This window comes from Pseudomonas fluorescens, from assembly GCF_001307155.1.
Lineage (GTDB): Bacteria > Pseudomonadota > Gammaproteobacteria > Pseudomonadales > Pseudomonadaceae > Aquipseudomonas > Aquipseudomonas helvetica.
The window spans coordinates 5,895,751-5,921,528 of record NZ_CP012830.1; the positions used below are offsets into that span (position 1 = coordinate 5,895,751).

27 protein-coding genes and 1 pseudogene are annotated in these 25,778 nt (G+C 58.3%); 14 read left to right on the forward strand and 14 right to left on the reverse strand.

Going from position 1 to position 25,778, the window contains the following annotated elements; all coding sequences use genetic code 11:
- Position 1 precedes the first annotated feature (1 nt).
- From AO353_RS32280 to AO353_RS26905, 4 genes and pseudogenes are all read right to left on the reverse strand, one after another.
- Complete coding sequence (locus tag AO353_RS32280) at positions 2-865, reverse strand: methyl-accepting chemotaxis protein (protein WP_371917664.1); 864 nt, start codon at positions 863-865, stop codon at positions 2-4.
- Positions 860-1,627: pseudogene (locus tag AO353_RS32285) on the reverse strand (MCP four helix bundle domain-containing protein); the annotation flags it as partial. The pseudogene AO353_RS32285 and the gene AO353_RS32280, both read right to left, overlap by 6 nt.
- Before the next feature lie 367 nt (positions 1,628-1,994).
- Positions 1,995-3,137, reverse strand: a complete 1,143-nt coding sequence (locus AO353_RS26900; protein ID WP_054597709.1) for a glycerate kinase — start codon at positions 3,135-3,137, stop codon at positions 1,995-1,997.
- Between the two features lie 279 nt (positions 3,138-3,416).
- Complete coding sequence (locus tag AO353_RS26905) at positions 3,417-4,529, reverse strand: sugar diacid recognition domain-containing protein (protein ID WP_054597710.1); 1,113 nt, start codon at positions 4,527-4,529, stop codon at positions 3,417-3,419.
- Between the two features lie 167 nt (positions 4,530-4,696).
- On the opposite strand from AO353_RS26905, the gene AO353_RS26910 reads away from it, so the two are divergent.
- The 3 genes from AO353_RS26910 to rarD all read left to right on the forward strand — a co-directional run bounded on the left by AO353_RS26910 (position 4,697) and on the right by rarD (position 8,238).
- Complete coding sequence (locus AO353_RS26910; RefSeq protein ID WP_054597711.1) at positions 4,697-6,007, forward strand: MFS transporter; 1,311 nt, start codon at positions 4,697-4,699, stop codon at positions 6,005-6,007.
- 100 nt (positions 6,008-6,107) lie between these two features.
- Entirely contained in the window at positions 6,108-7,121 is a 1,014-nt protein-coding gene (locus tag AO353_RS26915) for an aldo/keto reductase (protein ID WP_054597712.1), read from the forward strand.
- A gap of 235 nt (positions 7,122-7,356) precedes the next feature.
- Positions 7,357-8,238 carry an EamA family transporter RarD gene (gene rarD, locus AO353_RS26920; protein ID WP_054597713.1) on the forward strand — a complete coding sequence of 294 codons (882 nt, stop codon included), beginning with the start codon at positions 7,357-7,359 and terminating at the stop codon, positions 8,236-8,238.
- Positions 8,239-8,354: 116 nt separating this feature from the next.
- Here rarD and hppD read toward each other — a convergent pair whose 3' ends face one another.
- Positions 8,355-9,431, reverse strand: a complete 1,077-nt coding sequence (hppD, locus tag AO353_RS26925; protein WP_054597714.1) for a 4-hydroxyphenylpyruvate dioxygenase — start codon at positions 9,429-9,431, stop codon at positions 8,355-8,357.
- A 250-nt stretch (positions 9,432-9,681) separates the two neighbouring features.
- Positions 9,682-10,632, reverse strand: a complete 951-nt coding sequence (locus AO353_RS26930; RefSeq protein ID WP_054597715.1) for a DMT family transporter — start codon at positions 10,630-10,632, stop codon at positions 9,682-9,684.
- A 78-nt stretch (positions 10,633-10,710) separates the two neighbouring features.
- Here AO353_RS26930 and AO353_RS26935 point away from each other — a divergent pair, with 78 nt between their 5' ends.
- From AO353_RS26935 to AO353_RS26945, 3 genes are all read left to right on the forward strand, one after another.
- Positions 10,711-11,583 (forward strand): LysR family transcriptional regulator, encoded by an 873-nt coding sequence (locus AO353_RS26935; protein ID WP_054597716.1) that lies wholly within the window; start codon positions 10,711-10,713, stop codon positions 11,581-11,583.
- Between the two features lie 132 nt (positions 11,584-11,715).
- On the forward strand, positions 11,716-13,251 hold the full coding sequence (locus AO353_RS26940; protein WP_054597717.1) for a cyclic diguanylate phosphodiesterase: 1,536 nt from the start codon (positions 11,716-11,718) through the stop codon (positions 13,249-13,251).
- Between the two features lie 246 nt (positions 13,252-13,497).
- Positions 13,498-13,860: a histone-like nucleoid-structuring protein, MvaT/MvaU family gene (locus tag AO353_RS26945; protein WP_054597718.1), complete on the forward strand. Its 363-nt coding sequence runs from the start codon at positions 13,498-13,500 to the stop codon at positions 13,858-13,860.
- Positions 13,861-14,057: 197 nt separating this feature from the next.
- Here AO353_RS26945 and AO353_RS26950 read toward each other — a convergent pair whose 3' ends face one another.
- The gene (locus AO353_RS26950) at positions 14,058-14,594 is read right to left on the reverse strand and encodes a DUF4946 domain-containing protein (RefSeq protein ID WP_054597719.1); all 537 of its coding nucleotides are present in this window, start codon (positions 14,592-14,594) and stop codon (positions 14,058-14,060) included.
- A 195-nt stretch (positions 14,595-14,789) separates the two neighbouring features.
- On the opposite strand from AO353_RS26950, the gene gloA reads away from it, so the two are divergent.
- A complete protein-coding gene (gene gloA / locus AO353_RS26955; protein ID WP_054597720.1) occupies positions 14,790-15,311 on the forward strand; it encodes a lactoylglutathione lyase in 522 nt (173 codons plus the stop codon).
- Between the two features lie 168 nt (positions 15,312-15,479).
- Here gloA and ahpF read toward each other — a convergent pair whose 3' ends face one another.
- The 4 genes from ahpF to galU form a co-directional block, all read right to left on the reverse strand.
- Positions 15,480-17,042 (reverse strand): alkyl hydroperoxide reductase subunit F, encoded by a 1,563-nt coding sequence (ahpF, locus tag AO353_RS26960; RefSeq protein WP_054597721.1) that lies wholly within the window; start codon positions 17,040-17,042, stop codon positions 15,480-15,482.
- Positions 17,043-17,164: 122 nt separating this feature from the next.
- Complete coding sequence (gene ahpC / locus AO353_RS26965; protein WP_054597722.1) at positions 17,165-17,728, reverse strand: alkyl hydroperoxide reductase subunit C; 564 nt, start codon at positions 17,726-17,728, stop codon at positions 17,165-17,167.
- 241 nt (positions 17,729-17,969) lie between these two features.
- Positions 17,970-19,328, reverse strand: a complete 1,359-nt coding sequence (gorA, locus tag AO353_RS26970) for a glutathione-disulfide reductase (RefSeq protein ID WP_054597723.1) — start codon at positions 19,326-19,328, stop codon at positions 17,970-17,972.
- A gap of 130 nt (positions 19,329-19,458) precedes the next feature.
- Positions 19,459-20,298, reverse strand: a complete 840-nt coding sequence (gene galU, locus AO353_RS26975; protein WP_054597724.1) for a UTP--glucose-1-phosphate uridylyltransferase GalU — start codon at positions 20,296-20,298, stop codon at positions 19,459-19,461.
- A 255-nt stretch (positions 20,299-20,553) separates the two neighbouring features.
- Between galU and AO353_RS26980 the strand changes: the two genes are divergently transcribed.
- Both AO353_RS26980 and AO353_RS26985 read left to right on the forward strand, forming a co-directional pair.
- Positions 20,554-20,742 carry a hypothetical protein gene (locus AO353_RS26980; protein WP_054597725.1) on the forward strand — a complete coding sequence of 63 codons (189 nt, stop codon included), beginning with the start codon at positions 20,554-20,556 and terminating at the stop codon, positions 20,740-20,742.
- A gap of 137 nt (positions 20,743-20,879) precedes the next feature.
- Positions 20,880-21,161 carry a hypothetical protein gene (locus tag AO353_RS26985; RefSeq protein WP_054597726.1) on the forward strand — a complete coding sequence of 94 codons (282 nt, stop codon included), beginning with the start codon at positions 20,880-20,882 and terminating at the stop codon, positions 21,159-21,161.
- A gap of 20 nt (positions 21,162-21,181) precedes the next feature.
- On the opposite strand, the gene AO353_RS26990 is transcribed toward AO353_RS26985, so the two are convergent.
- Both AO353_RS26990 and AO353_RS26995 read right to left on the reverse strand, forming a co-directional pair.
- On the reverse strand, positions 21,182-21,412 hold the full coding sequence (locus tag AO353_RS26990) for a hypothetical protein (protein WP_054597727.1): 231 nt from the start codon (positions 21,410-21,412) through the stop codon (positions 21,182-21,184).
- Between the two features lie 136 nt (positions 21,413-21,548).
- Positions 21,549-21,905 (reverse strand): hypothetical protein, encoded by a 357-nt coding sequence (locus AO353_RS26995; RefSeq protein ID WP_054597728.1) that lies wholly within the window; start codon positions 21,903-21,905, stop codon positions 21,549-21,551.
- A gap of 211 nt (positions 21,906-22,116) precedes the next feature.
- Between AO353_RS26995 and AO353_RS27000 the strand changes: the two genes are divergently transcribed.
- From AO353_RS27000 to ada, 5 genes are all read left to right on the forward strand, one after another.
- Positions 22,117-22,419 carry a DUF1883 domain-containing protein gene (locus tag AO353_RS27000; RefSeq protein ID WP_019690029.1) on the forward strand — a complete coding sequence of 101 codons (303 nt, stop codon included), beginning with the start codon at positions 22,117-22,119 and terminating at the stop codon, positions 22,417-22,419.
- Between the two features lie 35 nt (positions 22,420-22,454).
- Positions 22,455-22,622, forward strand: a complete 168-nt coding sequence (locus tag AO353_RS31435) for a hypothetical protein (RefSeq protein WP_019690028.1) — start codon at positions 22,455-22,457, stop codon at positions 22,620-22,622.
- A 164-nt stretch (positions 22,623-22,786) separates the two neighbouring features.
- The gene (locus AO353_RS27005) at positions 22,787-23,503 is read left to right on the forward strand and encodes a 2OG-Fe(II) oxygenase (protein WP_054598356.1); all 717 of its coding nucleotides are present in this window, start codon (positions 22,787-22,789) and stop codon (positions 23,501-23,503) included.
- Between the two features lie 4 nt (positions 23,504-23,507).
- Entirely contained in the window at positions 23,508-24,170 is a 663-nt protein-coding gene (gene alkB / locus AO353_RS27010) for a DNA oxidative demethylase AlkB (protein WP_371917665.1), read from the forward strand.
- Between the two features lie 89 nt (positions 24,171-24,259).
- Positions 24,260-25,363 carry a bifunctional DNA-binding transcriptional regulator/O6-methylguanine-DNA methyltransferase Ada gene (gene ada / locus AO353_RS27015; protein ID WP_054597730.1) on the forward strand — a complete coding sequence of 368 codons (1,104 nt, stop codon included), beginning with the start codon at positions 24,260-24,262 and terminating at the stop codon, positions 25,361-25,363.
- Here the strand turns inward: ada and AO353_RS27020 are convergent.
- A complete protein-coding gene (locus tag AO353_RS27020) occupies positions 25,318-25,776 on the reverse strand; it encodes a GyrI-like domain-containing protein (RefSeq protein WP_054597731.1) in 459 nt (152 codons plus the stop codon). The genes ada and AO353_RS27020 overlap by 46 nt on opposite strands.
- Positions 25,777-25,778: the final 2 nt, after the last annotated feature.

Genomic DNA, 25,778 nt, shown 5'->3' on the forward strand with positions numbered 1-25,778 from the left:
CTCAAATCACGAAACGCGCCACCATGGCATTCAAATCAACTGCCAGGCGCGACAGCTCATGGCTGGCGGCGCTGGTCTGGTTGGCACCGGCGGCCGATTGGGTAGCCAGGTCGCGGATGTTCACCAGGTTGCGGTCCACTTCGCGCGACACCTGCGCCTGTTCTTCCGAGGCGCTGGCGATCACCAGGTTGCGCTCGTTGATCTGGTGGATCGACTGGGTGATTTGCTCCAGCGCCACGCCGGCTGCACGGGCCAACTCCAAGGTCGTGTGCGTGCGCTGATTGCTTTGCTGCATGGAGTCGACCGCTTCGCCGGTGCCGTTTTGAATCCCGGCGACCATTTTTTCGATTTCCTGGGTCGATTGCGCGGTGCGATGCGCCAAGGCGCGGACCTCGTCTGCCACCACCGCAAAACCGCGTCCGGCTTCACCGGCACGCGCCGCTTCGATGGCCGCGTTAAGTGCCAGCAGGTTGGTCTGCTCGGCAATCGCCCGAATCACATCCAGCACCTTGCCGATATCACGGCCCTGAGTGGCCAGGCCTTCAATCATCAGCGAGGTGCTTTGTACGTCATGGGTCATGGTCTGAATGGCGTTGACGGTTTCTACCACGCGGTCGCGACCTTCACGGGCGGCCTGGGTCGATTGATTCGACGCTTCGGAGGTGGACACCGCGTTACGTGCGACCTCTTCCACGGCGGCGGTCATTTCATTGACGGCGGTCGCAGCCTGTTCGATCTCGTTGTTTTGCTGTTGCAGACCGCGCGACGCTTCTTCGGTCACGGCGCTGAGCTCTTCTGCGGCAGCCCCCAGCTGGTTCGCGGAACCGGCGATCTGTTCGATGGTTTTGCGCAAGTTGGCCTGCATGGTCGACAAGGCGCCGAGCAAACGCGCCGGTTCGTCCTTGCCATCGACTTCGATGGGTTTGGCGAGGTTACCGCCAGCAATGGACTCGGCGGCGGCAACCGCACGGTTCAGCGGTGTGACGATGCTTCGGGTCAACAACCAGGCCAGCAACACTGTCACCAATGCGGCAAACACCGAAACCGCGATGATGCCGTTGGTAGCGAAAGAATATTGGTCGCCAGCGACAGCGTCGGCCGCAGTTGCGCCAGCCTTGTTAATGTCGATCAGCTTGTTCAACTGCACACCCATCAGATCGGTACCGTCCTTGATCCGCGTATTGATCAGGTTGCGCAGGTCATCGACTTTGTTCTGCCGCGACAGCTCCATCATCTGGCTTTGGGCTTGCAGATAGCTGTCCAGGGTAGCGGCAAAGGTTTTGTAGAGCGCCGCTTCTTCCGGGCCGGCCGGCAGGGCTGCGTAGCTCTTTTGAGCTTGTCTGGCCTTGTCAGTGAGTACGTTGATGCGGGTTTCAGCGTCTTGCAGTCCGGCGGCGTCACGGTTTACCAGCACGCGAAACGAGAGGATACGCAAGCGCAAGACGCTCTCGGTCATGTTCCCAAGGAAGGCTACGCTGGGTAGCTGATTGCTTTCCATGTCGATGGAGGCCTGGCGGATGATCGACATGCGGTTCACGGCAAAGACGCCGAGCACGATCACCAGCAACGCAATGAAAGCAAAACCCAGGAACGCTCGAGGCGCGATATTCATATTACGTATGGACATAGGATGACTCTCGGGTGGTGAAGTCTTCGAGCATCCATGCAGTGAACGCTGGCAGGCAGACAGTTACGCCCGGCATGCAGGTAGGCGACTGTTATTTGAGATATGTGTGCGCCTATACCCTGTATCGGCAGGGCTTTAGATTTTATGGAGGGTTGAGCGAAATATATTTCTGGGCAGGAGAAGTGTTTCAGTGGTGAAACACTGCTCCTACCTGTGGCGAGGGAGCTTGTCGGAACGCCGCACCGTCCCGCTCAGTGGCGAAGCCGCCGTAAACCTTTGCTTTATTTTTTTCCATTTCGGGGCCGCTTCGCGTCCCAGCGGGACGGTGCGGCGTTCCGACAAGCTCCCTCGCCACAAAGGACCGTGTTCAGTGCTTATGTACCGCCAGGCGCCAGACGCGGGCGATGTCCCGGGCGCGATCGTGCAGCAGGCGCGGAGCGTCGGTGCAGGCTTGCTCCAGCGTCATCGGCCCGGACGCGAGGGCGAAGGCCGCGTCCACGCCATGTTCGTACATCTGCTGGTAGCCCTCGCCGAGCGTGCCGGCAATCACGATCACCGGCACGCCCTGCTGCCGGGCGATACGCGCCACGCCAAACGGGGTTTTGCCGCGCAAGGTCTGGGCATCGAAGCGGCCCTCGCCGGTGATCACCAAGTCCGCATCACGTACCGCCTCTTCCAGGCCGACCAGGTCGGCGACCACTTCTACACCGGCGCGAAATTGCGCGCCAAGAAACGCCTTGGCCGCAAAACCCAGACCGCCCGCAGCCCCACTGCCCGGTTCGTCACGCAGATCTTTTCCCAGCGTTTGGGCACAGATCCCGGCGAAATGCCCAAGGGCCTGATCCAGTTGTTGAACCTGCTCGACCGATGCACCTTTCTGTGGACCGAATATCGCTGAGGCACCATGAGGACCGCACAGTGGATTGTTGACGTCGGCGGCGATTTCGAAGCGCACGCTGGCCAGACGCGGGTCCATTTCACTCAGGTCGATCCGTGCCAGTTGCGCCAACGCCAGGCCACCCGGTTGCAATGTCTGGCCCTGGGCATCGAGCAGTCGTACGCCCAGTGCTTGCAACGCACCGGCACCTGCGTCGTTGGTCGCACTGCCGCCAATGGCCAGGATGATCCGCTGCGCCCCTGCGTCGAGTGCCGCGCGGATCAGTTCGCCCGTGCCGAAGGTGCTGCTGATGCACGCATCGCGTTGACCCACCGGCACCAACTGCAATCCGCTGGCTTCGGCCATTTCGATGATCGCAGTGTGATTGTGGGGCAGCCAGCCCCAGTGCGCGTCGACCTGTATACCGAGCGGCCCCTGCACGCTGGCGCTGCGCAGCTCGCCTTCGCAGGCAGCGAGAATCGACTCGACCGTCCCTTCCCCGCCGTCAGCCATCGGGCACTTGACCAGCGTCGCATCCGGCCAGACCTCGGCCAGGCCCAGCGCAATGGCAGTGGCCACGGCTTCGGCACTCAGGCTGTCCTTGAACGAATCGGGGGCGATGACGATTTTCATGTGAATTCTCCAGTTCCAATGGAGCCCATGCTGCCAGTTGATATGAACAATAACGCCGGTCCGTTGCACAAGTGCAGCATGGGTTTATTGTTCATTCTCACAAACACCTGCGCGCCCGACGTAGCAGCTGCCGAGCCCGCGAGGCTGCGTTCGGCGGCGCAGCCGTCGTGAAATCAATCGCTGCGGTGTGTAAGGGAACAGTTGCCAGCAGGAATTACGACGGCTACGCCGCCGAACGCAGCCTCGCGGGCTCGGCAGCTGCTACAGGTTCGTGAGTGGCTATTCGGTTTGTGGCAGCAGTTGCACGCCCAGGTACAGCGCGAGCATGCCGTCGAGGCGCAGCGGATCAACGCCGCTGAGTTCGGCAATGCGCTCCATGCGGTAACGCAAGCTGTTGCGGTGAATGCCCAACGCATCGGCACAGGCCTGGCTTTGGCCATCGTGTTCGCACCAGCTTCGTAACGTTGCCAACAGTTGGCCGTTGCTGTCCTTGGCGATGACTTTGCGCAGAGGCGTGAGCAACTCGTCCAGCGCATCGTCGTTGCGATGACGCCAGAGCATGACCGGCAATCGATAGCGATTAAGTATCAGCAAACGGGTTTTCGGCAGCACATCGCGCCCATAGGCCAGCAAGTCGCCGACCCGTCGATAGCAGCGGCGCAAGCCTTGCAAACCATCGGCCTGGCCACCCACGGCAATACGCAGAATGTTCCAGCCCAGGCCCTCGAGTTTTTCCAATAAGCGCTCGTTGTCCACCACTTGCGTGGTCGGCCGGCACCACAGCAACGACGACTTCGCGGAGCTCACGCACCAACTGTCGGGATAGCGTGAGATCAGCCAGGCACTCAAGGCCTCGGCGGATTGCCCCGCTCCATGTTCCAGGCCCAACTCGAACAAATAAGGTGTGCGCGACAGCTGCGGCTTGAGGCCCATTTGCTGAGCTTCGTCGATCAGCCGTGGCGAATCCCCGGCCTCGCTGAGCAGCAACGCCAACAGGTCATCGCAACGCTGGCGACGCCATTGCTGCTCGGCCTGCTGGTTGCGCTGGCCGACCAGCATCTCGGCAGTCATGCGCACCAGCTCCGCATAGGTACGCAGTTGCTCGGGCTCACCGGTAATACCCAACACGCCAATCAAACGCTGATCGAGCAGCAACGGCAAATTGATCCCCGGCTGCACGCCTTTGAGGTGTACGGCGGTCTGCGCGTCGATTTCCACCACGCGCCCATTCGCCAGCACCAGTTGCGCACCTTCGTGCCGGGTGTTGATCCGCTCCGGCTCGCCACTGCCGAGGATCAGCCCCTGGCTGTCCATGACATTGACGTTGTACGGCAGAATGGCCATCGCCCGGTCGACGATATCCTGCGCCAGGTCGTGATCGAGTTCGAACATGCGGCTAATCCTTGAAAACGTGCGGCGATTGATTGTTCACCCGCACAGGCTGTTGGCGCAAACCCTGTGCTCAGGCACAAAGACTTCCGCGTAGGGGTGACCGAGACTCTCCAGGCGACCAACGTTACCCTTGCCTCGCAAAAAATCATAATAAAGAGAGTCCCGCCATGTCACAGAGCGCCGCTGCCACCCTGGCCACCGATGACGATAAAAACGCCGTCTACAAGCGCGTTACCCTGCGCTTGATCCCCTTCATCTTTGTCTGCTACCTGTTCAACTACCTCGACCGGGTCAACGTTGGATTTGCCAAACTGCAGATGCTCGATGCGCTGAAATTCAGCGAAACCGTGTACGGCCTCGGGGCCGGGATTTTCTTCATCGGCTACGTGTTGTGTGGCGTACCGAGCAACCTGGCGCTGACCCGATTTGGCCCACGGCGCTGGATCGCGCTGATGATGGTCACCTGGGGCATGCTGTCGACCTGCCTGCTGTTCGTCACCACGCCGACCGGGTTCTACACCCTACGCCTGTTCACCGGTGCCGCCGAAGCCGGGTTTTTCCCGGGCGTGGTGCTGTACCTCTCGCAGTGGTTCCCGACCTTCCGCCGTGGCCGCATCATGGCGCTGTTCATGTCGGCGATTCCGGTCTCCGGCCTGCTCGGCAGCCCGTTCTCAGGCTGGATTCTCAACCACTTCGCCGCCGGCCAGGGTGGACTCGCCGGCTGGCAGTGGATGTTCCTGCTGCAAGGCATTCCGACCATCACCCTCGGTGCACTGGCGTTCTTCCTGCTCAGCGACAACTTCGCCAGCGCCAAATGGCTCAAGCCAGAAGAACGTGCCGTGCTCGAGGCGGATCAAGCCATCGATTGGGCCAGCAAACCGAAAACCGCCACCGATTCGCTGCTCGCCGTGTTCAAGAACCCGGCGATCTGGGCGTTCGGGCTGATCTATTTCTGCATTCAAAGCGGTGTCTACGCGATCAACTTCTGGTTGCCGTCGATCATCAAGAACCTCGGTTTCGCCGATAACCTGGTGATCGGCTGGCTCAGTGCGATTCCGTACCTGCTGGCAGCCGTGTTTATGCTGATGGTCGGTCGCTCGGCTGACTTGCATAAAGAACGCCGCTGGCATTTGGTGGTACCGATGCTGATGGGCGCGGTGGGTCTGTTGATCGCCGTGAACTTTGCGGCCAACCCGGCCATTGCAATTCTTGGCCTGACCATCGCCACCATGGGCGCCCTCACCGGCTTGCCAATGTTCTGGCCAGTGCCTACCGCCATGCTCAGCGCCGGCGCTGCTGCCGGTGGCCTGGCGTTGATCAACTCCATGGGCCAGATGGCCGGTTTCCTCAGCCCGTACCTGGTCGGTTGGGTCAAGGACAGCACCGGCTCGACCGACGCGGCGTTGTACCTGCTGGCGGGGGTGATTGTTTGCGGCAGTCTGTTGGCGCTGCGTATGACGCGCACGTTGCGCGCTTGATACCCGACAATTGATCTGAGGTGTTCGATAATTCCGTTTGCCCCGTGCGGTTGTTCTGGTATTTGATTGAGCCTTTCCTACCGGCAAAAGGATTTCGCACATGACCTACCGCACACTGGGCCACTCTGGACTGCAAGTGTCCACCCTGACCCTGGGCACCATGATGTTCGGCGAGCAGACCAGCACCGAAGACTCGCTGCGGATCATCGAGAAGGCCTGGGATCAAGGCGTCAACTTCATCGACACGGCAGACGTATACACCGGCGGCCGCTCCGAGGAGATCGTCGGCGAAGCCATTGCCAGTCACCGCCACGAATGGGTGGTGGCTTCCAAGGTCGGCTTCGGCCCGGTGGACGGTGTGCCGAATCGCAGCGGGCTGAGCCGCAAGCACCTGTTCAATGGCATCGATGCCAGCCTGTCCCGCCTGGGCACCGATTACCTGGACATCTATTACCTGCACCGCGAAGACCACAACACGCCGCTGGAGGTCACGGTGTCGGCCATCGGCGACCTGATTCGCCAAGGCAAGATCCGTTACTGGGGCCTGTCCAACTACCGTGGCTGGCGGATCAGCGAGGTGATCCGCGTCGCCGAGAAACTCGGCGTCGACAAACCGGTGATCAGCCAGCCGCTGTACAACATCGTCAATCGCCAGGCCGAAACCGAACAAATCACCGCCGCCAACGCCTACGGACTCGGCGTGGTGCCTTACAGCCCGTTGGCCCGTGGCGTGTTGAGCGGCAAGTACGCGCCAGACGCCACTCCGGACGCCAACAGCCGTGCCGGTCGCCAGGACAAGCGCATCCTGGAAACCGAATGGCGGGTCGAGTCGCTGCGCATTGCCCAGCAGATTCAGGCGTACACCCAAGAGCGCGGCGTCGGCATCGTCGAGTTCGCGATCGCCTGGGTGCTGAACAACTCTGCCGTCAGCTCGGCCATCGTCGGTCCGCGCACCGAAGCCCAATGGGATGCCTACACCAAGGCCCTGGCAGTGAAGATCACGGCTGAAGACGAAGCCTTCATTGACTCGCTGGTAACGCCGGGACACTCGTCGACGCCGGGGTTCAATGACGTGAGTCATTTCGTCTCGGGTCGTAAACCGCGCAATACCTGAATCATTCCTATGTGGCGAGGGAGCTTGCTCCCGCTGGGCCGCAGGGCGGCCCCAAACCCAGGTATCGCGTTCTCACTGATGAACCGAGTTGCTTGGGTTGCGACAGCTGCGCAGCCGAGCGGGAGCAAGCTCCCTCGCCACAGGATCAGCGTGCAGTCAGATGAACGATATTCTTTGAGCAATCCACGTTATCCTCTGCGCCCCTTGAATTACCGCCACGTCTCGCGAGGACAGTTTGTCTAAAGGTATTGCTCTATCGGTGACAGCCTCGGTGCTGTTCGCCGTCATGTATTTCTACACCTCGTTGCTGTCGCCCCTGAGCGGCGTGGAAATCTTCGGCTGGCGAATGCTGCTGACCGTGCCGTGCATGACCGTGTTCATGGTGGTTTCCGGCGAATGGCGGCGCGTGGTCGAGATCCTCCGTCGGGTGGGCAGCAAACCGGCATTGTTCGGTGGCCTGCTGGTTTCCTCGGCATTGCTCGGCGTGCAACTCTGGTTGTTCATGTGGGCGCCGCTGAACGGCCACAGCCTTGACGTTTCGCTGGGCTACTTCCTGTTGCCACTGACCATGGTGCTGACCGGGCGCATCGTCTATGGCGAACAGCTCTCGTACCTGCAGAAGATCGCCGCGTTTTTCGCCACCCTCGGCGTGCTCAACGAGTTGTATCAGGTGGGCAGTTTTTCCTGGGCGACTCTCTTGGTGGCCATCGGTTACCCGACCTACTTCGTGCTGCGCCGACGCTTGGCGTCGGACAACCTCGGTGGCTTGTGGCTGGACATGACGCTGATGCTGCCGGTGGCGTACGGGTTCGTGCACAGCGGTGAACAAGGCTTTGCCGTATTTGATCAACACCCGTGGTTGTCGCTGCTGATCCCGATGCTCGGGGTGATCAGTGCTTCGGCGCTGGTGGTGTACATCATCGCCAGCCGCTTGCTGCCGTTCAGCCTGTTCGGGCTGCTGAGCTACGTCGAACCGGTGCTGTTGCTGGGGGTTGCGTTGTTGCTGGGGGAAAGTATCAAGGCGGGAGAATGGCTGACCTACATTCCGATCTGGCTGGCGGTGCTGGTGTTGGTGTTTGAGGGCTTCAAGCATTTGATGCGGCATCGCCGCCCTTGACCTTGACCGTGTAGGAGCCGAGCTTGCTAGCGATGGCAGCGCCGCAACATCCCGGCGGACCGCGGCGCTTCCATCGCTAGCAAGCTCAGTTCCTACAGTTTTACAGCAGTGGCAAATTACTCAGTCGAGAGCACACCACGGCGAACCTGGTCACGTTCGATGGATTCGAACAGTGCCTTGAAGTTGCCTTCGCCGAAACCATCGTCGCCTTTACGCTGGATGAATTCGAAGAACACCGGCCCCATCAGGGTTTCCGAGAAGATTTGCAGCAGCAGACGCTTGTCGCCCGCCTCTGACGAACCGTCCAGCAGAATCCCCCGCGCTTGCAGTTCGTTGACCGGCTCGCCGTGGTTCGGCAAACGGCCCTCGAGCATTTCGTAGTAGGTGTCTGGCGGCGCGGTCATGAAGCGCATGCCGATCTTTTTCAGGTGATCCCAGGTCTTGATCAGGTCATCGGAGAGGAAGGCAACGTGCTGGATACCCTCGCCGTTGAACTGCATCAGGAACTCTTCGATCTGCCCGGCACCCTTGGACGATTCTTCGTTCAGCGGGATGCGGATCATGCCATCCGGGGCAGTCATGGCCTTGGAGGTCAGGCCGGTGTATTCGCCCTTGATGTCGAAGTAACGGATCTCGCGGAAGTTGAACAGCTTCTCGTAGAAGTTCGCCCAATACGCCATACGGCCGCGGTACACGTTATGGGTCAGGTGGTCGATGATCTTCAGACCAGCCCCGACCGGGTGACGGTCAACGCCTTCGATGAACACGAAATCGATGTCGTAGATCGAGCTGCCTTCACCGAAACGGTCGATCAGGTACAGCGGCGCGCCGCCGATGCCTTTGATCGCCGGCAGGTTCAGTTCCATCGGGCCGGTTTCGATATGGATCGGCTGGGCGCCGAGTTCCAGGGCTCGCTTGTAGGCCTTTTGCGAATCCTTGACCCGGAACGCCATGCCGCATACCGACGGACCGTGTTCAGCCGCGAAGTACGACGCCACGCTGTGGGGTTCGTTGTTGAGGATCAGGTTGATCTGGCCCTGACGATACAGGTGCACGTCTTTGGAGCGGTGGGTCGCGACCTTGGTGAAGCCCATGATCTCGAAGATCGGCTCAAGGGTGTTCGGGGTCGGCGATGCGAGTTCGATGAACTCAAAGCCCATCAGGCCCATTGGGTTTTCGTATAAATCTGCCATGGTTGGCGCCTCATCATGATGCTTTTGGAATTAACGGAACGTTAGTTACAAGCACTGCTGAGAGCGGCGGGTGGCGCGCAGGAGATACCCCGCACACTGCGGGCGAGAAAATCACCGTAGATCAATTGGAACCCAAATATCTTCATTGTCGACCCAAGGCTCTTGCGGGCGAGGCTTCTGCTGCCAGAAGACGTTATTCTTATATGCGTAACCTGATTCTACACAGCGTAACAATGTTTGTCCGCCTTCTCTATAAAATCCCCCTTTTTGACGCCGGTGCAAGGGGTTTATTGCACAGGTAAATGCCCAGCAAAATCGCCGCGCCTCCCAGGTACATCGCCCCACTCAACTGCTCGCCCAGCAACAGCGCGCCAAGTATCACTGCCGTCAGCGGATTCAGGGCGATAAACACCCCCGAGCGGGTGGCGCCGATTCTACGAATACCGTCGTAGTACCAAATGTAGGCCAGCGCCGAGCCGAGTACCCCCAGATACAACAGACTCAACAGCTGCGTCACCTGCAAATCGTCCAGGACCTCAAGACTCACTTCACCGCGCACGGCGCTGGTCGTGCACAACATCAGTGTGCCCAGCACAATCGAGTAGGTCACGGTATGCAGCGGGCCCAACGCCTGGTTCAGACCTTTGGAAAACAAAGAGTAAATTCCCCAACCCAACACGCAACCGAAAATCAGCAGATCACCGATCCAGCTGTTCGCGGCGCCGCCATCAAACACCGGCTGGTTGCGACTGAAAATGACCACCCCTGCCCCAGCGATGCAGATCGCGATGCCTGCAATTTTGGTTCGACTCAAGCGCTCCTTGAACAGCAGCCACGACGCCAACCCGATGACCGCCGGATTCAGCGCCACGATCAGCGATGCACGAGAGGCGTTGATGTAGTGCAAGCCGTAAAAGAAACACACGTTGTAAAAGAAGATCCCGAAAAAACCCAATACCCCCAACTGCAACCACTGCCTGAAGGTCGGGCGCGCCAAAGGGATGCGCGCCAGAACCATAAACAGTAGCAAGGCCAGGCTCGCCAGCAGAAAACGCAAGCTCGCCGCAAATAGCGGGCTGAGTGAGTCGGCGAGAAACCGGCCGGCCACGAAGGTCCCACCCCAGATCATGGTGACAGTGGCGAGTTTCAGGTAGACCGGAACATCTGAATCACGGGAGCCACTTTGGACAAGGCTTTTCATAAATCTCCACGCTGAGAAGGACGTTAGATAACGTATTCTTTGCGTAATGTCTGATCATCGTAAAATGAGTAAATGCTCATGACCCTTACCCAACTCGAGATCTTTTCGCTGGTGGCCGAGCTGCACGGTTTCACCAGCGCGGCCAACCGCCTGGGCATCACCCAATCGGCGGTGTCCCATGCCATCAAGTCGCTGGAGCAGGAACTCGGTGTCGAGTTGCTCAGACGGCATCAGGCCCACATCGAGCTCAGCGATATCGGTCAACAATTGCTGTTGCGCGCCCGCGCCATGCTCGGGCTGGCCAGCACCCTGCGCCAGGAAGCAGCGGATGCTCGCGGAATGAAACGTGGCACGCTGCGTATCGGCTCATTCGGACCGACCTCGTCGATCAAACTGCTGCCGAAGATTTTGCAGCACTACCGCGCGGCGTATCCCGGAATCGAGGTCCACGTTGACGAAGGCCCGGATCGGCAAGTGCTGCAATGGCTTGAAGAGCGGCGTATCGACATCGGTTTTGTGGTGTTGCCCGAAGAACGTTTCGATACGTTTGCGCTGGTGGAAGACCAGATGGTCGCGCTGATACCGGCTACTCATGAACTCGCCCGACGCGACAGCCTGAGCTTGAGTGATCTGTGTCACGACCCGTTCATTCTCACTGAAGCAGGCTCTTCGGAGCTGGTTTCGCACCTGTTCAGCACTGCCCGGCTGACCCCGGACATTCGCTATCGCAGCTCGCAATTGCTCAGCACACTGGAAACCGTCAGCCGTGGCGACGCCTTGACGCTGGTCGCCGAACTTTCGCTGCCGAACGCGGAACACGCGCGCTACGTGAAAAAGCCCCTTAAACCACCGGTCAAACGTCAGGTTGGCCTGGCAGTACTCGACCAGCGCCAATCATCACCGGCGACCCTCGCGTTTATCAAATTGGCCATAAGTCTGGACTACCGCTGAAAAGCGCAAAGCCTTTACCCCATCTATCATGGCCCTTGTCTGTACTCTTTTTGAGAGGCAAGCCGTCGTCCTGCCTGCATTTGAGAGCCCTACTCTTCTGAGAGCCCTACTCCGTCGCCGCAGGTTCCACACATGCCCTTGACCTTCAAAGCCCGCCGCACGCCACGGACTCGCAACCTCATCACGCTGTTGGTCGGCTTGGTGCCTGTACTACTGGGTTTCGTCATTCTGCACATGCAAGCCGGACGGGTGCTGGAGCAAAGCACCCACCAAACGGCCGAAGAAGCGGTGCGGCAATTCGATTTGATGCTCGATGACACCGCGCTGGCGGCACAAGAACTGCTGCCGCTGGCCGGACAGCCTTGCGCCGATGTCAAACTGGCCCTGCGCGAACAAGTCACGCGCCGGCCCTTCGTGCGTTCGACCAATCTTGTGTGGGACAACAACATATATTGCAGTTCACTATTTGGCGACTATCAGGCAACGGTTGATCCTGGCGAGTACACACAAGGCAAGTTGTGGTTGATGAACGGCAACCCGGTCACACCCAATACCGCGGTGCTGGTGTATCGCCTCAGCGAAGGCAAGCAAGGCGCCCTGAGCGCCCTTGACGGCTATCACCTGAGCAACGTCCTGCGGCTGATTGGTCGCCAGACTCTACTGTTACTGCACGTCGGCCCCCACTGGTTATCTACCGATGGCCAGGTCCACGAGGGCGCCCTGTCCGTATTCCCGGTAGCCCGAAGCAACCTTGCGTCTTCGCGGTATGCCTTTGAAGTAGAGGCCGGCTTTCCCGAGGGCGAAGTCTGGCGCTACATGAAAAGCGAATACCCGCCGCTGTTCAGCCTGCTGATCTTCTTTGGGGTGATTGCCGGGGCCATTGGTCATTGGCTACAGAAGCGCTCCTCATCACAGACTCACGAACTGCAACGGGCACTGGAAGCCAATGAGTTCATTCCTTACTTCCAGCCTGTGGTTCATGGTGACAGCAAAGAGTGGGCAGGCGTCGAGGTCCTGATGCGCTGGCAACACCCAAAAGAAGGCCTGGTGCGTCCGGACCTGTTCATTCCATTCGCCGAGCATTCCGGATTGATCGTGCCGATGACCCGCTCGTTGATGCGCCAGACTGCCGCGTTGCTCGCCCTGCATGCGCCTGTGTTCCATGAGCGCTTTCATATCGGCATCAACATCACCGCCAGCCACTGCCGTGACCTTGCGCTGGTAGACGATTGCCGCGAGTTTCTCGCCGCCTTCCCGCCCGGCAAGGTTGCACTGGTTCTGGAACTGACCGAGCGCGAGCTGATCGAACCCAACGCCATCACCCTTCAATTGTTCGAACAGTTACATGCGTTGGGGGTGATGATTGCGATCGATGATTTTGGCACCGGGCATTCTAGCCTGGGCTATTTGCGCCAGTTCAATGTGGACTTTCTGAAAATAGATCAGAGCTTTGTGGCGATGATCGGTGTTGATGCCTTGTCCCGCCACATACTCGACAGCATCATCGAACTCTCGGCCAAGCTGGACCTTGGTATCGTTGCCGAAGGTGTCGAAACCCTCGAACAGAGTGATTATCTTGCCCGTCACGGGGTGAACTTCCTGCAAGGCTACCTATTTGGACGACCGATGCCGGGCGCCGATTTCATTATTGCGTTGAACAGCCATTAATTAGCCACTTTGCGCGTTCCATGGACATCCTCAACAAAAGGATCCACGCCGCAAATTGCATCAAACAGCAACGTGCGTTACATCATGAAAAAGACGTGATTTACTCTGAGCGAATTAACTACTACAATTTTTCTTGCCTGCACAAGATTGACAGGTGAGCCATTAACACCGAGTCGCTACAAGGCTCTTGGCTTATAGCTTTGTTGGCGGTTGGTATCAGCCAAACACACTATTGGAGTAAAGATATTGTCCAGACTCGCTGAATTTCGTGCCGCTGAAAAGGCCCTTCAAGAACAGCTCGCGCAGCTGGAATCGCTGAAGAACGACGCCGGGCTCAAGAAAGAAATCGAATTCGAAGAAAAGCTCCAGGGGCTGATGAAAACCTACGGCAAGAGCTTGCGCGACATCATCGCCATTCTCAACCCGAACCCAAAATCCGGCCTGCTGCAGGCCGCCGCACCTAAAACTCGCCGCGCCCGCGTGGTCAAGGTTTATCAAAACCCGCACACCGGTGAACTGATTGAAACCAAGGGCGGCAATCACCGTGGCCTGAAAGCCTGGAAGGAACAATATGGTGCAAGCACCGTTGACTCCTGGCTGCGCACTTAAGCTTTCCTGCGCCCCTCCAAAAGCCCTGCCTGTGCAGGGCTTTTTTATGCTCACCTATACTTAATGCAACGATGATCGTCGATCTAGTTGGAAACGCCGGCCAAATACCATGGGCATCCGGTACAACTTTCTGCTTAATCCCTTTGGGTATTAAACAACACCCCTCGGCACGGCTAACGTGCAGACATCGCGCACTACTAAAGTCTCAAACTGTTTCGCGCACTGCGTATTTCTTCCTGACTTGCGGCATAAGCCTCGGCTTGGCCTGCGTAGGAAAAAACATAGGCCTTATCAGCATCTAGCGCTGCGACTAATGTTTGCGACAACACATGTCGTCCATTCTGGGTGACCGTACAGGTGGTTTCCAGCGCTTGCAGCCTGCTCAATGTAGCGGGATGAATTTTGTTGCAAACACTTTGATAGCCGCCCTGAAAAAAATCCTTTTGCACGGACTTGCGCATTTCCAGCAGCACACCTTGCAAATTGACTTCATGCCCAGGCTCAACCTGGCTCATGGTCAACTCCATGACCAGCACCGGATCACCGTTTGCGTCGTTTTTCACCGCACGCTGCCTTGAAACCCTGGGCGGTGTTTGAGTTGTCGCCTCCTCTTGTGGCAACACTTGCACTGCCCAGCCGCTGGGCCAGGTAATCTCGGGAAGCACAGTCTCGGCGCGGGCAACAGCCGAAAACAGGCAGGTCAAAACAAGCAGGTAGCGATACGGTCGAAACATTTCACTCAACACTGACGGGGCGAACGTTAAAGTCTGAGCCCCACCACGCCGCCAGGCAATAGCTGAAGGTTTTGCTTTGGTGCAATACACCGCCTTGCGTATTATTGGCGTACTGCAAGCAAGCCTCATCAACTGCAAGCCAAGGGACAGCTCTTGTCTTGAGCGCCGTTTGCCCCACTTTTTTCCGGAGGGCCCATGAGCCTGCACGAACTGAACACCTTCCCCGGCGTTACCGCCCAACCTGACACCGCCACGCAGCAATTCGTCTTCAACCACACCATGTTGCGGGTCAAGGACATCAGCAAATCCCTGGACTTCTACACACGTATCCTCGGCTTTACGCTGGTGGAAAAACGCGACTTCCCGGAAGCCGAGTTCAGCCTGTACTTCCTCGCGCTGGTCGATAAGAACCAGATCCCGGCCGACGCCGCTGCACGTACCCAGTGGATGAAATCGATTCCCGGCATTCTTGAGCTGACTCACAATCACGGCACCGAGAACGATGCGGATTTCGCCTACCACAATGGCAACACCGACCCTCGCGGTTTCGGCCACATCTGCATTTCGGTGCCAGACATCCGCGCGGCTTGCGAGCGCTTCGAAGCACTGGGCTGTGATTTCCAGAAACGCCTGAACGACGGCCGCATGAAGAGCCTGGCCTTCATCAAGGACCCGGATGCGTACTGGGTTGAGATCATTCAGCCGGCACCGCTGTAAGCCCCGCCTTTTGTAGGAGCAAGGCTTGCCCGCGATAGGCACAATGCGGATGGCCTGATCTACCGGGTCATCGTTCATCGCGAGCAAGCTTTGCTCCTACGCTAGCCTTTGCTACAAACACAAAACCCCATGATCACTCATGGGGTTTTGTGTTTTCAGCGTTGACGCTTATGCTGGCGCAGAGGTGCGAATCAGGTGATCGAAGGCGCTCAGCGATGCCTTGGCACCCTCGCCTACCGCAATCACGATCTGCTTGTACGGCACGGTCGTTACATCGCCGGCGGCGAACACACCCGGTATCGAGGTCTCGCCACGGTTATCGACGATGATCTCGCCGCGCGGCGACAGCTCGACGGTGCCCTTGAGCCAATCGGTGTTCGGCAGCAAACCGATCTGCACGAAGATCCCTTCCAGCTCGATGCTCAGCACTTCGCCTGACTGACGATCCTTGTAACGCAAGCCGTTGACCTTCTGCCCATCGCCGGTCACTTCAGTGGTTTGCGCACTGGTGATCACGGTCACGTTCGGCAGGCTGTGCAACTTTCGCTGCAACACCGCATCGGCACGCAACTGCACATCGAACTCCAGCAACGTGACATGAGCAACGATACCGGCCAGGTCGATGGCCGCTTCGACCCCCGAGTTACCGCCACCAATCACCGCAACGCGCTTGCCTTTGAACAGCGGGCCGTCGCAGTGCGGGCAGTACGCCACGCCTTTGTTGCGATATTGCTGCTCGCCCGGAACGTTCATTTCACGCCAGCGAGCACCGGTCGCGAGGATCACGGTCCTGGCTTTCAGTGAAGCGCCGCTGGCGAACTGGATCTGATGCAGCTCGCCGTTTTTACCCGGCAGCAGCTTGTCGGCGCGCTGCAGGTTCATGATGTCGACGTCGTATTGCTTGACGTGTTCTTCCAGCGCGACGGCGAGCTTCGGCCCTTCCGTCTCCTGTACCGAGATAAAGTTCTCGATCGCCATGGTGTCCAGCACCTGACCACCAAAACGCTCGGCTGCAACGCCGGTACGAATGCCTTTACGGGCGGCGTAGATTGCTGCCGAAGCACCGGCTGGGCCGCCGCCGACGACCAGTACGTCAAAGGCGTCTTTGGCGCTGATCTTCTCGGCCTGACGCTCGATGGCGCTGGTGTCGATCTTGGCGATGATTTCTTCCAGGCCCATGCGCCCCTGACCGAAATTCACGCCGTTCAGGTAGATGCTGGGCACGGCCATGATTTGCCGTTCAGTGACTTCGTCCTGGAACAGCGCGCCGTCAATGGCGACGTGACGGATGTTCGGGTTCAGCACCGCCATCAGGTTCAGCGCCTGGACCACGTCCGGGCAGTTCTGGCACGACAGCGAGAAGTAGGTCTCGAAGTTGAACTCGCCTTTGAGCGAGCGAATCTGTTCGATCACCTCGATACTGGCCTTCGAAGGGTGACCGCCAACTTGCAGCAAGGCCAGCACCAGCGAAGTGAATTCGTGCCCCATGGGGATACCGGCGAAACGCAGGCTGATATCGCTTCCCGGGCGGTTCAACGAGAACGATGGCTTGCGCGCATCGGTACCGTTGTCGAGCAAGGTAATTTGTTGGGAAAGACTGGCAACGTCTTTGAGTAACGCGAGCATTTCCTGGGATTTCGCGCCGTCGTCGAGGGAGGCGACGATCTCGATCGGCTGGGTGACCCGTTCCAGGTATGACTTCAACTGAGCTTTAAGATTGGCGTCCAACATACGGGCGATTTCCATTTTGTATACGGTAGAAAAAACAACGCCCGAGCGAATCTCGCCCGGGCGTTTTTTGGGCGGTGCAGCTTACTTAAGTGCGGATTAGCGCTCTTGAGTGGCTCACAGACTCAGATCTTGCCGACCAGGTCCAGGGACGGAGCCAGGGTGGCCTCGCCTTCTTTCCACTTGGCTGGGCAGACTTCGCCCGGGTGAGCGGCAACGTACTGGGCAGCCTTGATTTTGCGCAGCAGCTCGGAAGCGTCACGGCCTACACCGCCGTCGTTCAGCTCGACGATTTTGATCTGGCCTTCAGGGTTGATCACGAAGGTGCCACGGTCAGCCAGGCCGACTTCTTCGATCAGCACGTCGAAGTTACGGGAGATCACGTGGGTCGGATCGCCAATCATGGTGTACTTGATTTTTTCGATCGCTGGCGAAGTGTTGTGCCATGCAGCGTGGGCAAAGTGGGTGTCGGTCGACACGCTGTAGATTTCTACGCCAAGCTTCTGGAATGCATCGTAGTTGTCAGCCAGGTCTTCCAGCTCGGTTGGGCAAACGAAGGTGAAGTCGGCTGGGTAGAAAAACACGACGGACCATTTGCCTTTCAGATCGGCGTCCGACACTTCGACGAATGCGCCGTTTTTGAATGCGGTAGCGTTGAACGGTTTTACGTGGCTGTTGATGATAGGCATCGTTGACTCTCCGTCAGGGGTTGAGAAGTTGATGGAGTGAATCCTACCCACTCGACCGACGGATGGCTCATTGGCAAACCTGATGCTACTCATTGGTTTTCGCTATTAGCCAGCACTCTCAATAGAAGAAAACCGTATCAATTCGCCAACAGCCTGTTCAGCGATCCAGGCCATCCCGAGAAACGGGCTGGCCTGCGCGATCAACGCAGAGCCAGATACCGTTTCAGAGAGAATGGGGAGATTAGCCCGCTACCGGTGTGCGCATGGTGACGAACTCTTCGGCAGCGGTAGGATGCACGCCGATGGTTTCGTCGAAATCGCGCTTGGTGGCGCCAGCCTTCAAGGCAATCGCCAGGCCCTGAACGATCTCGCCCGCTTCCGGGCCGACCATGTGGCAACCCAAAACCTTGTCGGTCTTGGCGTCCACCACCAATTTCATCAATGTGCGCTCCTGGCACTCGGTCATGGTCAGCTTCATCGGCCGGAAACGGCTTTCGAAAATCTGCACCTCATAACCTTCTTCCCTCGCCTGCTCTTCACTCAGGCCAACGGTGCCAATGTTCGGCAAGCTGAATACCGCCGTGGGAATCATCTTGTAGTCGACCAGACGATACTGCTCAGGCTTGAACAACCGACGCGCCACCGCCATGCCTTCAGCCAGGGCTACCGGCGTCAATTGCACGCGACCAATCACATCGCCAATCGCCAGAATCGATGGCTCAGCGGTTTGATACAACTCGTCGACTTCGACAAAGCCTTTCTTGTCGAGCGTGACCTTGGTGTTCTCCAACCCCAGGTTGTCGACCATTGGACGACGCCCCGTGGCGTAGAACACGCAATCTGCCTGCAACTCGCGACCATCCTTGAGGGTCACGTTCAAACTGCCATCAGCCTGCTTTTCGATGCGCTCGATGTCGGCATTGAATTGCAGATTCATCCCGCGCTTGGTCAGTTCCTCCTGCAAATGCTTGCGCACCGAGCCGTCGAAGCCACGCAGGAACAGCTCACCGCGATACAGCAAGGTGGTTTCGGCGCCCAGCCCGTGGAAAATCCCGGCGAACTCTACGGCGATATAGCCGCCACCGACCACTAGAACGCGCTTGGGCAGCTCTTTGAGGAAAAACGCCTGGTTGGAGCTGATGGCGTGCTCGTGCCCCGGAATCTCGGGGATCTGCGGCCAGCCGCCGGTGGCAATCAGAATGTGCTTGGCGGTATGCCGCTCGCCGTTGATCTCGACCTCATGCGGGCCAACGATTTTGGCGTGACCTTCATGCAAGGTTACGCCGCTGCCGACCAGCAGATTGCGGTAGATACCGTTCAGCCGATTGATCTCGCGATCCTTGTTGGCGATCAGCGTTGCCCAATCGAAATTCGCCTCGCCCAACGACCAGCCAAAGCCCTGCGACTGCTCGAAGTCTTCGGCAAAATGCGCCCCGTAAACCAACAACTTCTTCGGCACGCAGCCAACGTTGACGCAAGTCCCGCCCAGATAGCGGCTCTCGGCCACTGCCACTTTCGCGCCGAAACCTGCTGCGAAACGTGCTGCTCGTACACCGCCGGAACCGGCGCCAATCACATAAAGGTCAAAATCGTAGGCCATTTTCAATCTCCTCGGCAGGCCACAAGCATACCCGCTGCAGCTTTCTCGGTCAGCGCTGCGAATGACATGGGGCCGGAAAACGAAAAAGCCACCCGAAGGTGGCTTTTCAGAACAAAACAGCGAAGCGCTTTTAGTAAGCCTTGCCAGTCTTGTAGAAGTGTTCGAAGCAGAAGTTGGTCGCTTCGATGTAGCCTTCAGCGCCACCGCAGTCGAAACGCGTGCCTTTGAACTTGTAGGCAATCACGCAACCGTCTTGCGCCTGTTTCATCAGGGCGTCGGTGATCTGGATCTCGCCGCCTTTGCCTGGCTCGGTTTCTTCGATCAGCTTGAAGATGTCCGGGGTCAGGATGTAACGACCGATGATCGCCAGGTTGGATGGAGCATCTTCCGGCTTTGGCTTCTCGACCATGTTGCGGACGCGGTACAGGTCGTCACCGATCAAATCGCCAGCGATCACGCCGTATTTGTTGGTTTCCTGCGGGTCGACTTCCTGGATCGCGACGATGGTGCAACGGTACTGTTTGTACAGTTTGACCATCTGGGTCAGTACGCCGTCGCCGTCCAGGTTGACGCACAAGTCGTCCGCCAGCACGACCGCGAACGGTTCGTCACCGATCAACGGACGGCCGGTCAGAATGGCGTGACCCAGGCCTTTCATTTCGGTTTGACGGGTGTAGGAGAACGAGCACTCGTCGAGCAGTTTACGGATGCCGACCAGGTACTTCTCTTTGTCAGTACCCTTGATCTGGTTTTCCAGCTCGTAGCTGATGTCGAAGTGGTCTTCCAGGGCGCGTTTGCCACGACCGGTCACGATGGAAATTTCTGTCAAACCAGCGTCCAGCGCTTCTTCAACGCCGTACTGGATCAGTGGCTTGTTCACCACCGGCAGCATTTCTTTAGGCATGGCTTTAGTCGCTGGCAGGAAGCGAGTACCGTAACCGGCTGCTGGGAACAAGCATTTCTTGATCATAAAAGTCCTTAAAAGGGCTGTGTGTACGAGTTTCGGCGCAGTCTAATCAGCCGGCGAGCACCTTACAATGCCCCACACTGGCTAACCGATGCCATCATAGAGAAATATTTCGGCGGATAGTTCCACAACGACGCAGATTAGCCTCCAGGCCAAGGCGTACGGAACAACGCAAAGACGTCACTTTAGACCAGTGAACGCGCCGGGGCACGTTTCCAGTTATCATTGTGCGATTGAACCAGCCAACGAGGCAGATAGATGTCGGCAGCAAAAAGCGTAAACGGTTACCTGATCAATCAAGCCAAAGATCGCCAGTGGTGGGTCGACAGCGTCAGCGGCGAAAACATCGCCGGGCCTTTCCCCACGGAAGCGTTGGCAATTGAAGTCGCCTCGGTGCTGCAAGACACCCCGCCTGCACCCAAGCGGCGCGGCGCCAAACCTGAGTAACACCGCCCTCGAAAGAGCCCTGCTAACGCGCAGGGCTTTTTTGTGTTTGTCTGTACCGAAATGATTGTTCGCTATAGCATCTGGCTTCAGGGCGACTCGCGCCCCTTACACACTGTTCACTCGATGACGACCCAAACATGAAAAAATATCTGGCTCTGATTGCGGTGCTGGCCTTGAGCGGTTGCGCTACTGCATCCAAAACCTATCTGAACAATGGCGAGCAAGGCCTGTCGATCGACTGCTCGGGTGAAGCCAACTCTTGGGCCAAATGTTATCAAATGGCTGACGATTCCTGCGCGGGTACCGGCTATCGGATCATTGGCACCGATGGCACGCCAGCCACCAAGGAAAGCGACAAGACCCTGGGCGTCGACGTTGGCAACTACAAGAGCCGCAGCGTCGTAGTGGTGTGCAAGTAACCGGCAGGACGCTATAGCCGTTACATGTGAATTTCGGCGAATTTGATCCCGAGCCCGCGTACTGTCTCGATCAAATCATCCAGCCGACTAAATGATTCGACCTCGTCGTTTTCATCCACCAGGAAATAGCTGCGCCCTGCACTTTTCTTGAAGAACACAATCCACTCCCCGGAGTTTGCCGGGTTTTGAATCACATGCGTCGCAGAGATGTGCCCCTCTGCATGCCGCTCTCTTACTTGCTCTCGCTTCATTGACCACTCCAGAAATGACAGTGCCGCCCAAGCCCGAAGCTGGACGGCACTCCTGCTGATTGACGATAGTTTATCGGACGATACGGTCAATCAGCCAATTTCAAATTCAGCGAGCGAGAGAGAATCACCGAAAAAACTATGAGCCAGAAATGCATGTGTTGGCCGCATCCTGCACATCTCCAGGCCGAATTGGCACATTGGACATGCTTTCGTGGAGCTTGATGCTACTTCCGCCGGATCGCTCTTCGATGTCAAACACCGCAGACGGGCTCGCAGACAGTTTTCCTGCAACAATGACCCGGACACCGTCCTTGTTGTAGGGCTCCATTTGCACAGCCCCTCGGGTACTGGCCAAATGTTTGGCCACGCAGTCGGCGTACGCTTGAGGTTTTTTCCCCGAGATCACATTCATGGTCGGCAGCGTCTGACTAATGTCCGAGACAGTCGCGCAACCACTCATCGCCAACGCCAGTACCAAAACACCCCGCTTCATACTAATCCTCCCTTAAAGACGCTCCGACAGCGCAAATACTGTTTTTCTCCGGAGACCGCTGCTTTATCACCCATAAAAACCCGAATAGCTGTTTTTAATTGTCAAAGCACCTCGCGGTAGCCCAATAATAAACCGTTCGGGCTGATAAACTGCGCCATCGCCCATGCTATCGTTTTGATTTTGTAGAAAAAGCCCTTCTGGAGGCGCCCCCATGAAATTTATCCACCAGCGCGAGCACCTCAATGAAGATGACATCGTCGTCATTCAATGCTCTCAAATGTGCAACATCCGCTTGATGAACGACGCCAATTTTCGCAGCTTCAAGAACGGCGGCCGCCACACTTACCACGGCGGCGCGTTTGACACCTTCCCTGCGAAAATCACCGCGCCAAGCACCGGCTTCTGGAACATCACCATCGACACGGTCAACCGCCGGCCGATCAGCGTGACCCGCAAACCGACCTTGACCCACTCGATCAAAATCATCCGCCGGTCCAGCTCGAAACTCAGCTGAGACCTCGGCCCGCACTGCGACAGACAGGTACGACCGTGGCCCAAACGACTAAATACGTCATCAAATACAAACTCAACGAAGAACGCCGCTTCGAGTTTGCCCAGCTTGAAACCGGCACCGAAGAAGAAGCCAGAGCGGCACTTGAAGCGATTCACGGCGACTTGTCCGGAATCAGCGATATAAAGGTCAGCAAAGCGCTGTAACCCCTGGCACAACCACTCCGGAGTTCGACCGCAAGCACCGGAGTGTCGCCCGCCTTCGTACTCCCCAGACTGGCACACCTCAACCTTGAGTTCAGGAGCCGGACATGTCGATTTCTTTGCCGCACAACACCTCGGTAGCGCGTTATATCGACGGTGTCCGTGCAATGGGCGAACAGCCTCTGGCCTCGCGCATCAATGCACTGGATTGGCCTTCCCTGGAGCAAGACCTCGACCGGGACGGCTGCGCGACAATCAAAGGACTGCTCAACCCCGAGCAATGTGCAGACCTCAGCGCGCTCTATGCTCAGCCTGCGCTTTTCCGCTCGCACGTGATAATGGCCCGGCATGGTTTCGGGCGCGGCGAGTACAAATATTTCAGATACCCGCTGCCGGATATCGTTGCTTGCCTGCGCAGCACCCTCTACTCAAGGCTTGTCCCGCTGGCCAATCGCTGGAATGAACGGATGGGCTTGCCCGGGCGCTTTCCCACGGAACACGCAGCCTTCCTGCAACGTTGTCATGACGCGGGACAGGAGCGCCCTACGCCGCTGTTGCTGCAATATGGCCCACAGGACTACAACTGTTTGCATCAGGATCTGTACGGCGAGCATGTGTTCCCGCTGCAAGTGGCGATTCTGCTGTCCACTCCCGGCGAAGATTTTACCGGCGGCGAATTCGTGCTCACCGAGCAACGCCCACGGATGCAATCACGGCCCATGGTGATGAGCCTGGAAAAAGGCGATGCGCTGATTTTTGCCGTGCATCAGCGCCCGGTCAAAGGTGTTCGCGGCGATTACCGGGTGAACCTGCGCCACGGCGTCAGTCGCCTGCACAGCGGCAAACGGCATACCCTTGGAGTGATCTTTCACGATGCGCAGTAAAGCGATGCCTCCAGCGACCTTCGAGCTGTTTGCCGATGAAGACCGGCAACCGGCCAGAACCGAGAAAATCGGCGAACAGTCTTTCGTTCTGCGAGGTTTCGCCCTGCCCTGGGTGGTGCAATTGCTACCGGCGCTGGAGAAGATTCTACTGGCCGCACCGTTTCGACAGATGGTCACCCCTGGCGGTTTCACCATGTCTGTAGGCTTGAGCAGTTGTGGCACGCTGGGCTGGACCACCGATCGCAGTGGCTATCGCTACACTCGCATCGATCCCGTCAGCGGCCAGCCCTGGCCGGCGATGCCCGAGGTCTTTCGGGAACTGGCACAGGCCGCCGCACGAGAAGCCGGTTTCCATCACTTCGAGCCCGATGCCTGCCTGATCAACCGATACCTGCCGGGCGCCAAGATGTCGTTGCATCAGGACAAGGATGAACGGTCCTACGATCCGCCGATTGTCTCGGTGTCCCTCGGTCTGCCGGCGATGTTCCTGTTCGGCGGTTTCAAGCGCAGCGACGAGAGTCTGCGAGTGCCGCTGTTTCACGGTGACATCGTGGTGTGGGGCGGCGTGGATCGCTTGCGTTATCACGGCGTGCTGCCGCTCAAGGACGGTCATCACCCGCAACTGGGCGGACAGCGAATCAACTTCACCTTCCGCACGGCGGGATGACATCCGGAATTTGACCGCAAGCGCCGGAGTGTCCTCAGCGCCCACACTCGCTAGGCTGCGTATGAATAAACCTTCTACCGGTATCCCCCATGACCACTGCCAAACCCACCACAGAACAAGATCCCCGTTGGTCCGCGGTGCTGGCGCGCGACCCGCGCGCTGACGGCCAGTTTGTCTACGCGGTGAAAACCACCGGGATCTACTGCCGCCCGAGCAGCCTGGCGCGATTGCCAAAACCGGAAAACGTCGAGTTTTTCGACACCGAGGAACAGGCTCAGGCGGCCGGTTATCGCCCGAGCAAACGCGCAGCAACAGACCAGACTCATCTCGCCGTGCAGCACGCCACACTGGTCGCTGCAGCCTGTCGGCAGATCGAGGCTGCCGAGACATTGCCCAGCTTGAACGAACTGGCAGAGACCGCACGAATGAGCGCTTTCCACTTTCACCGGGTGTTCAAGGCTGTCACCGGCTTGACGCCCAAGGGCTATGCCACTGCGCAACGTTCACGCAGGGTTCGTGAACGCCTGGAAGTCGCCGGTTCGGTGACCGACGCGCTGTATGAGGCAGGTTTCAATTCCAACAGCCGCTTCTACGAGTCCGCCGATCATCTGCTTGGCATGAAGCCCAGCGACTACCGCGCTGCGGGCCAGAACACCGACATCAGGTTTGCCGTTGGCCAATGTTCATTAGGGGCGATTCTGGTGGCACAGAGTCAACGCGGGGTGTGCGCGATCCTCTTGGGGGACGATCCCCACGCGCTGGTCTGCGACCTGCAAGACCGGTTCCGCCAGGCCAACCTGATTGGCGCCGACCATGACTTCGAACAGCTGATTGCCAAGGTGGTGGGTTTCATCGAAGCCCCGGCGCTTGGCCTGGACCTGCCGCTGGATGTGCGCGGCACGGCGTTTCAGGAGCGGGTGTGGATGGCGCTGCGGGATATTCCGGCGGGCAGCACCGCCAGCTACGCCGAAATTGCCCAGCGCATCGGCGCGCCAAAAGCCTTCCGTGCCGTGGCCCAGGCCTGCGGTGCCAACAACCTCGCGGTGGCCATTCCCTGCCATCGGGTGGTGCGCAGCGATGGCGATCTCTCGGGCTACCGCTGGGGGGTGGAGCGCAAGCGTCAGTTGCTTGCGCGTGAAACTAAATCTCAGAAAATGCCGATATACACGGCCACTGACTCAGGGCCGGTATAGGCCTCGAAGTCGGTGGCAAATCGGCGTTTGACCTGCGGATTGGCCTCAAAATACGCCCAGACCCTGCCCCACGCCTCGATCACACTGCCGGGCATTGCCCCCTTCGCCTCGAAAACCAGATACTGGCCGCCCTGCACCTCAATGGTTTCATAACCGGGGGCGGCTTCATTGACCGCCACCCCGGCTGTCACGTCGAAAGCCCCGGATACATCGGACTCATAGTGGGAGTACACCCCGTAAGCCGGTGAGTCCGGCTTTTTATTGGCAATCTTGTCAAACAGCCCTTCGGCAAAAAATCGCTGCCACATCGGACCGATTCTGGCGGTAGCTGCCTGCTGCTCGGCGCTGTTAAACGTACGTACACGCAATCCCGATACGCGGAATGGCGAAACCTCAAGTTGTTTCAAATCCATGG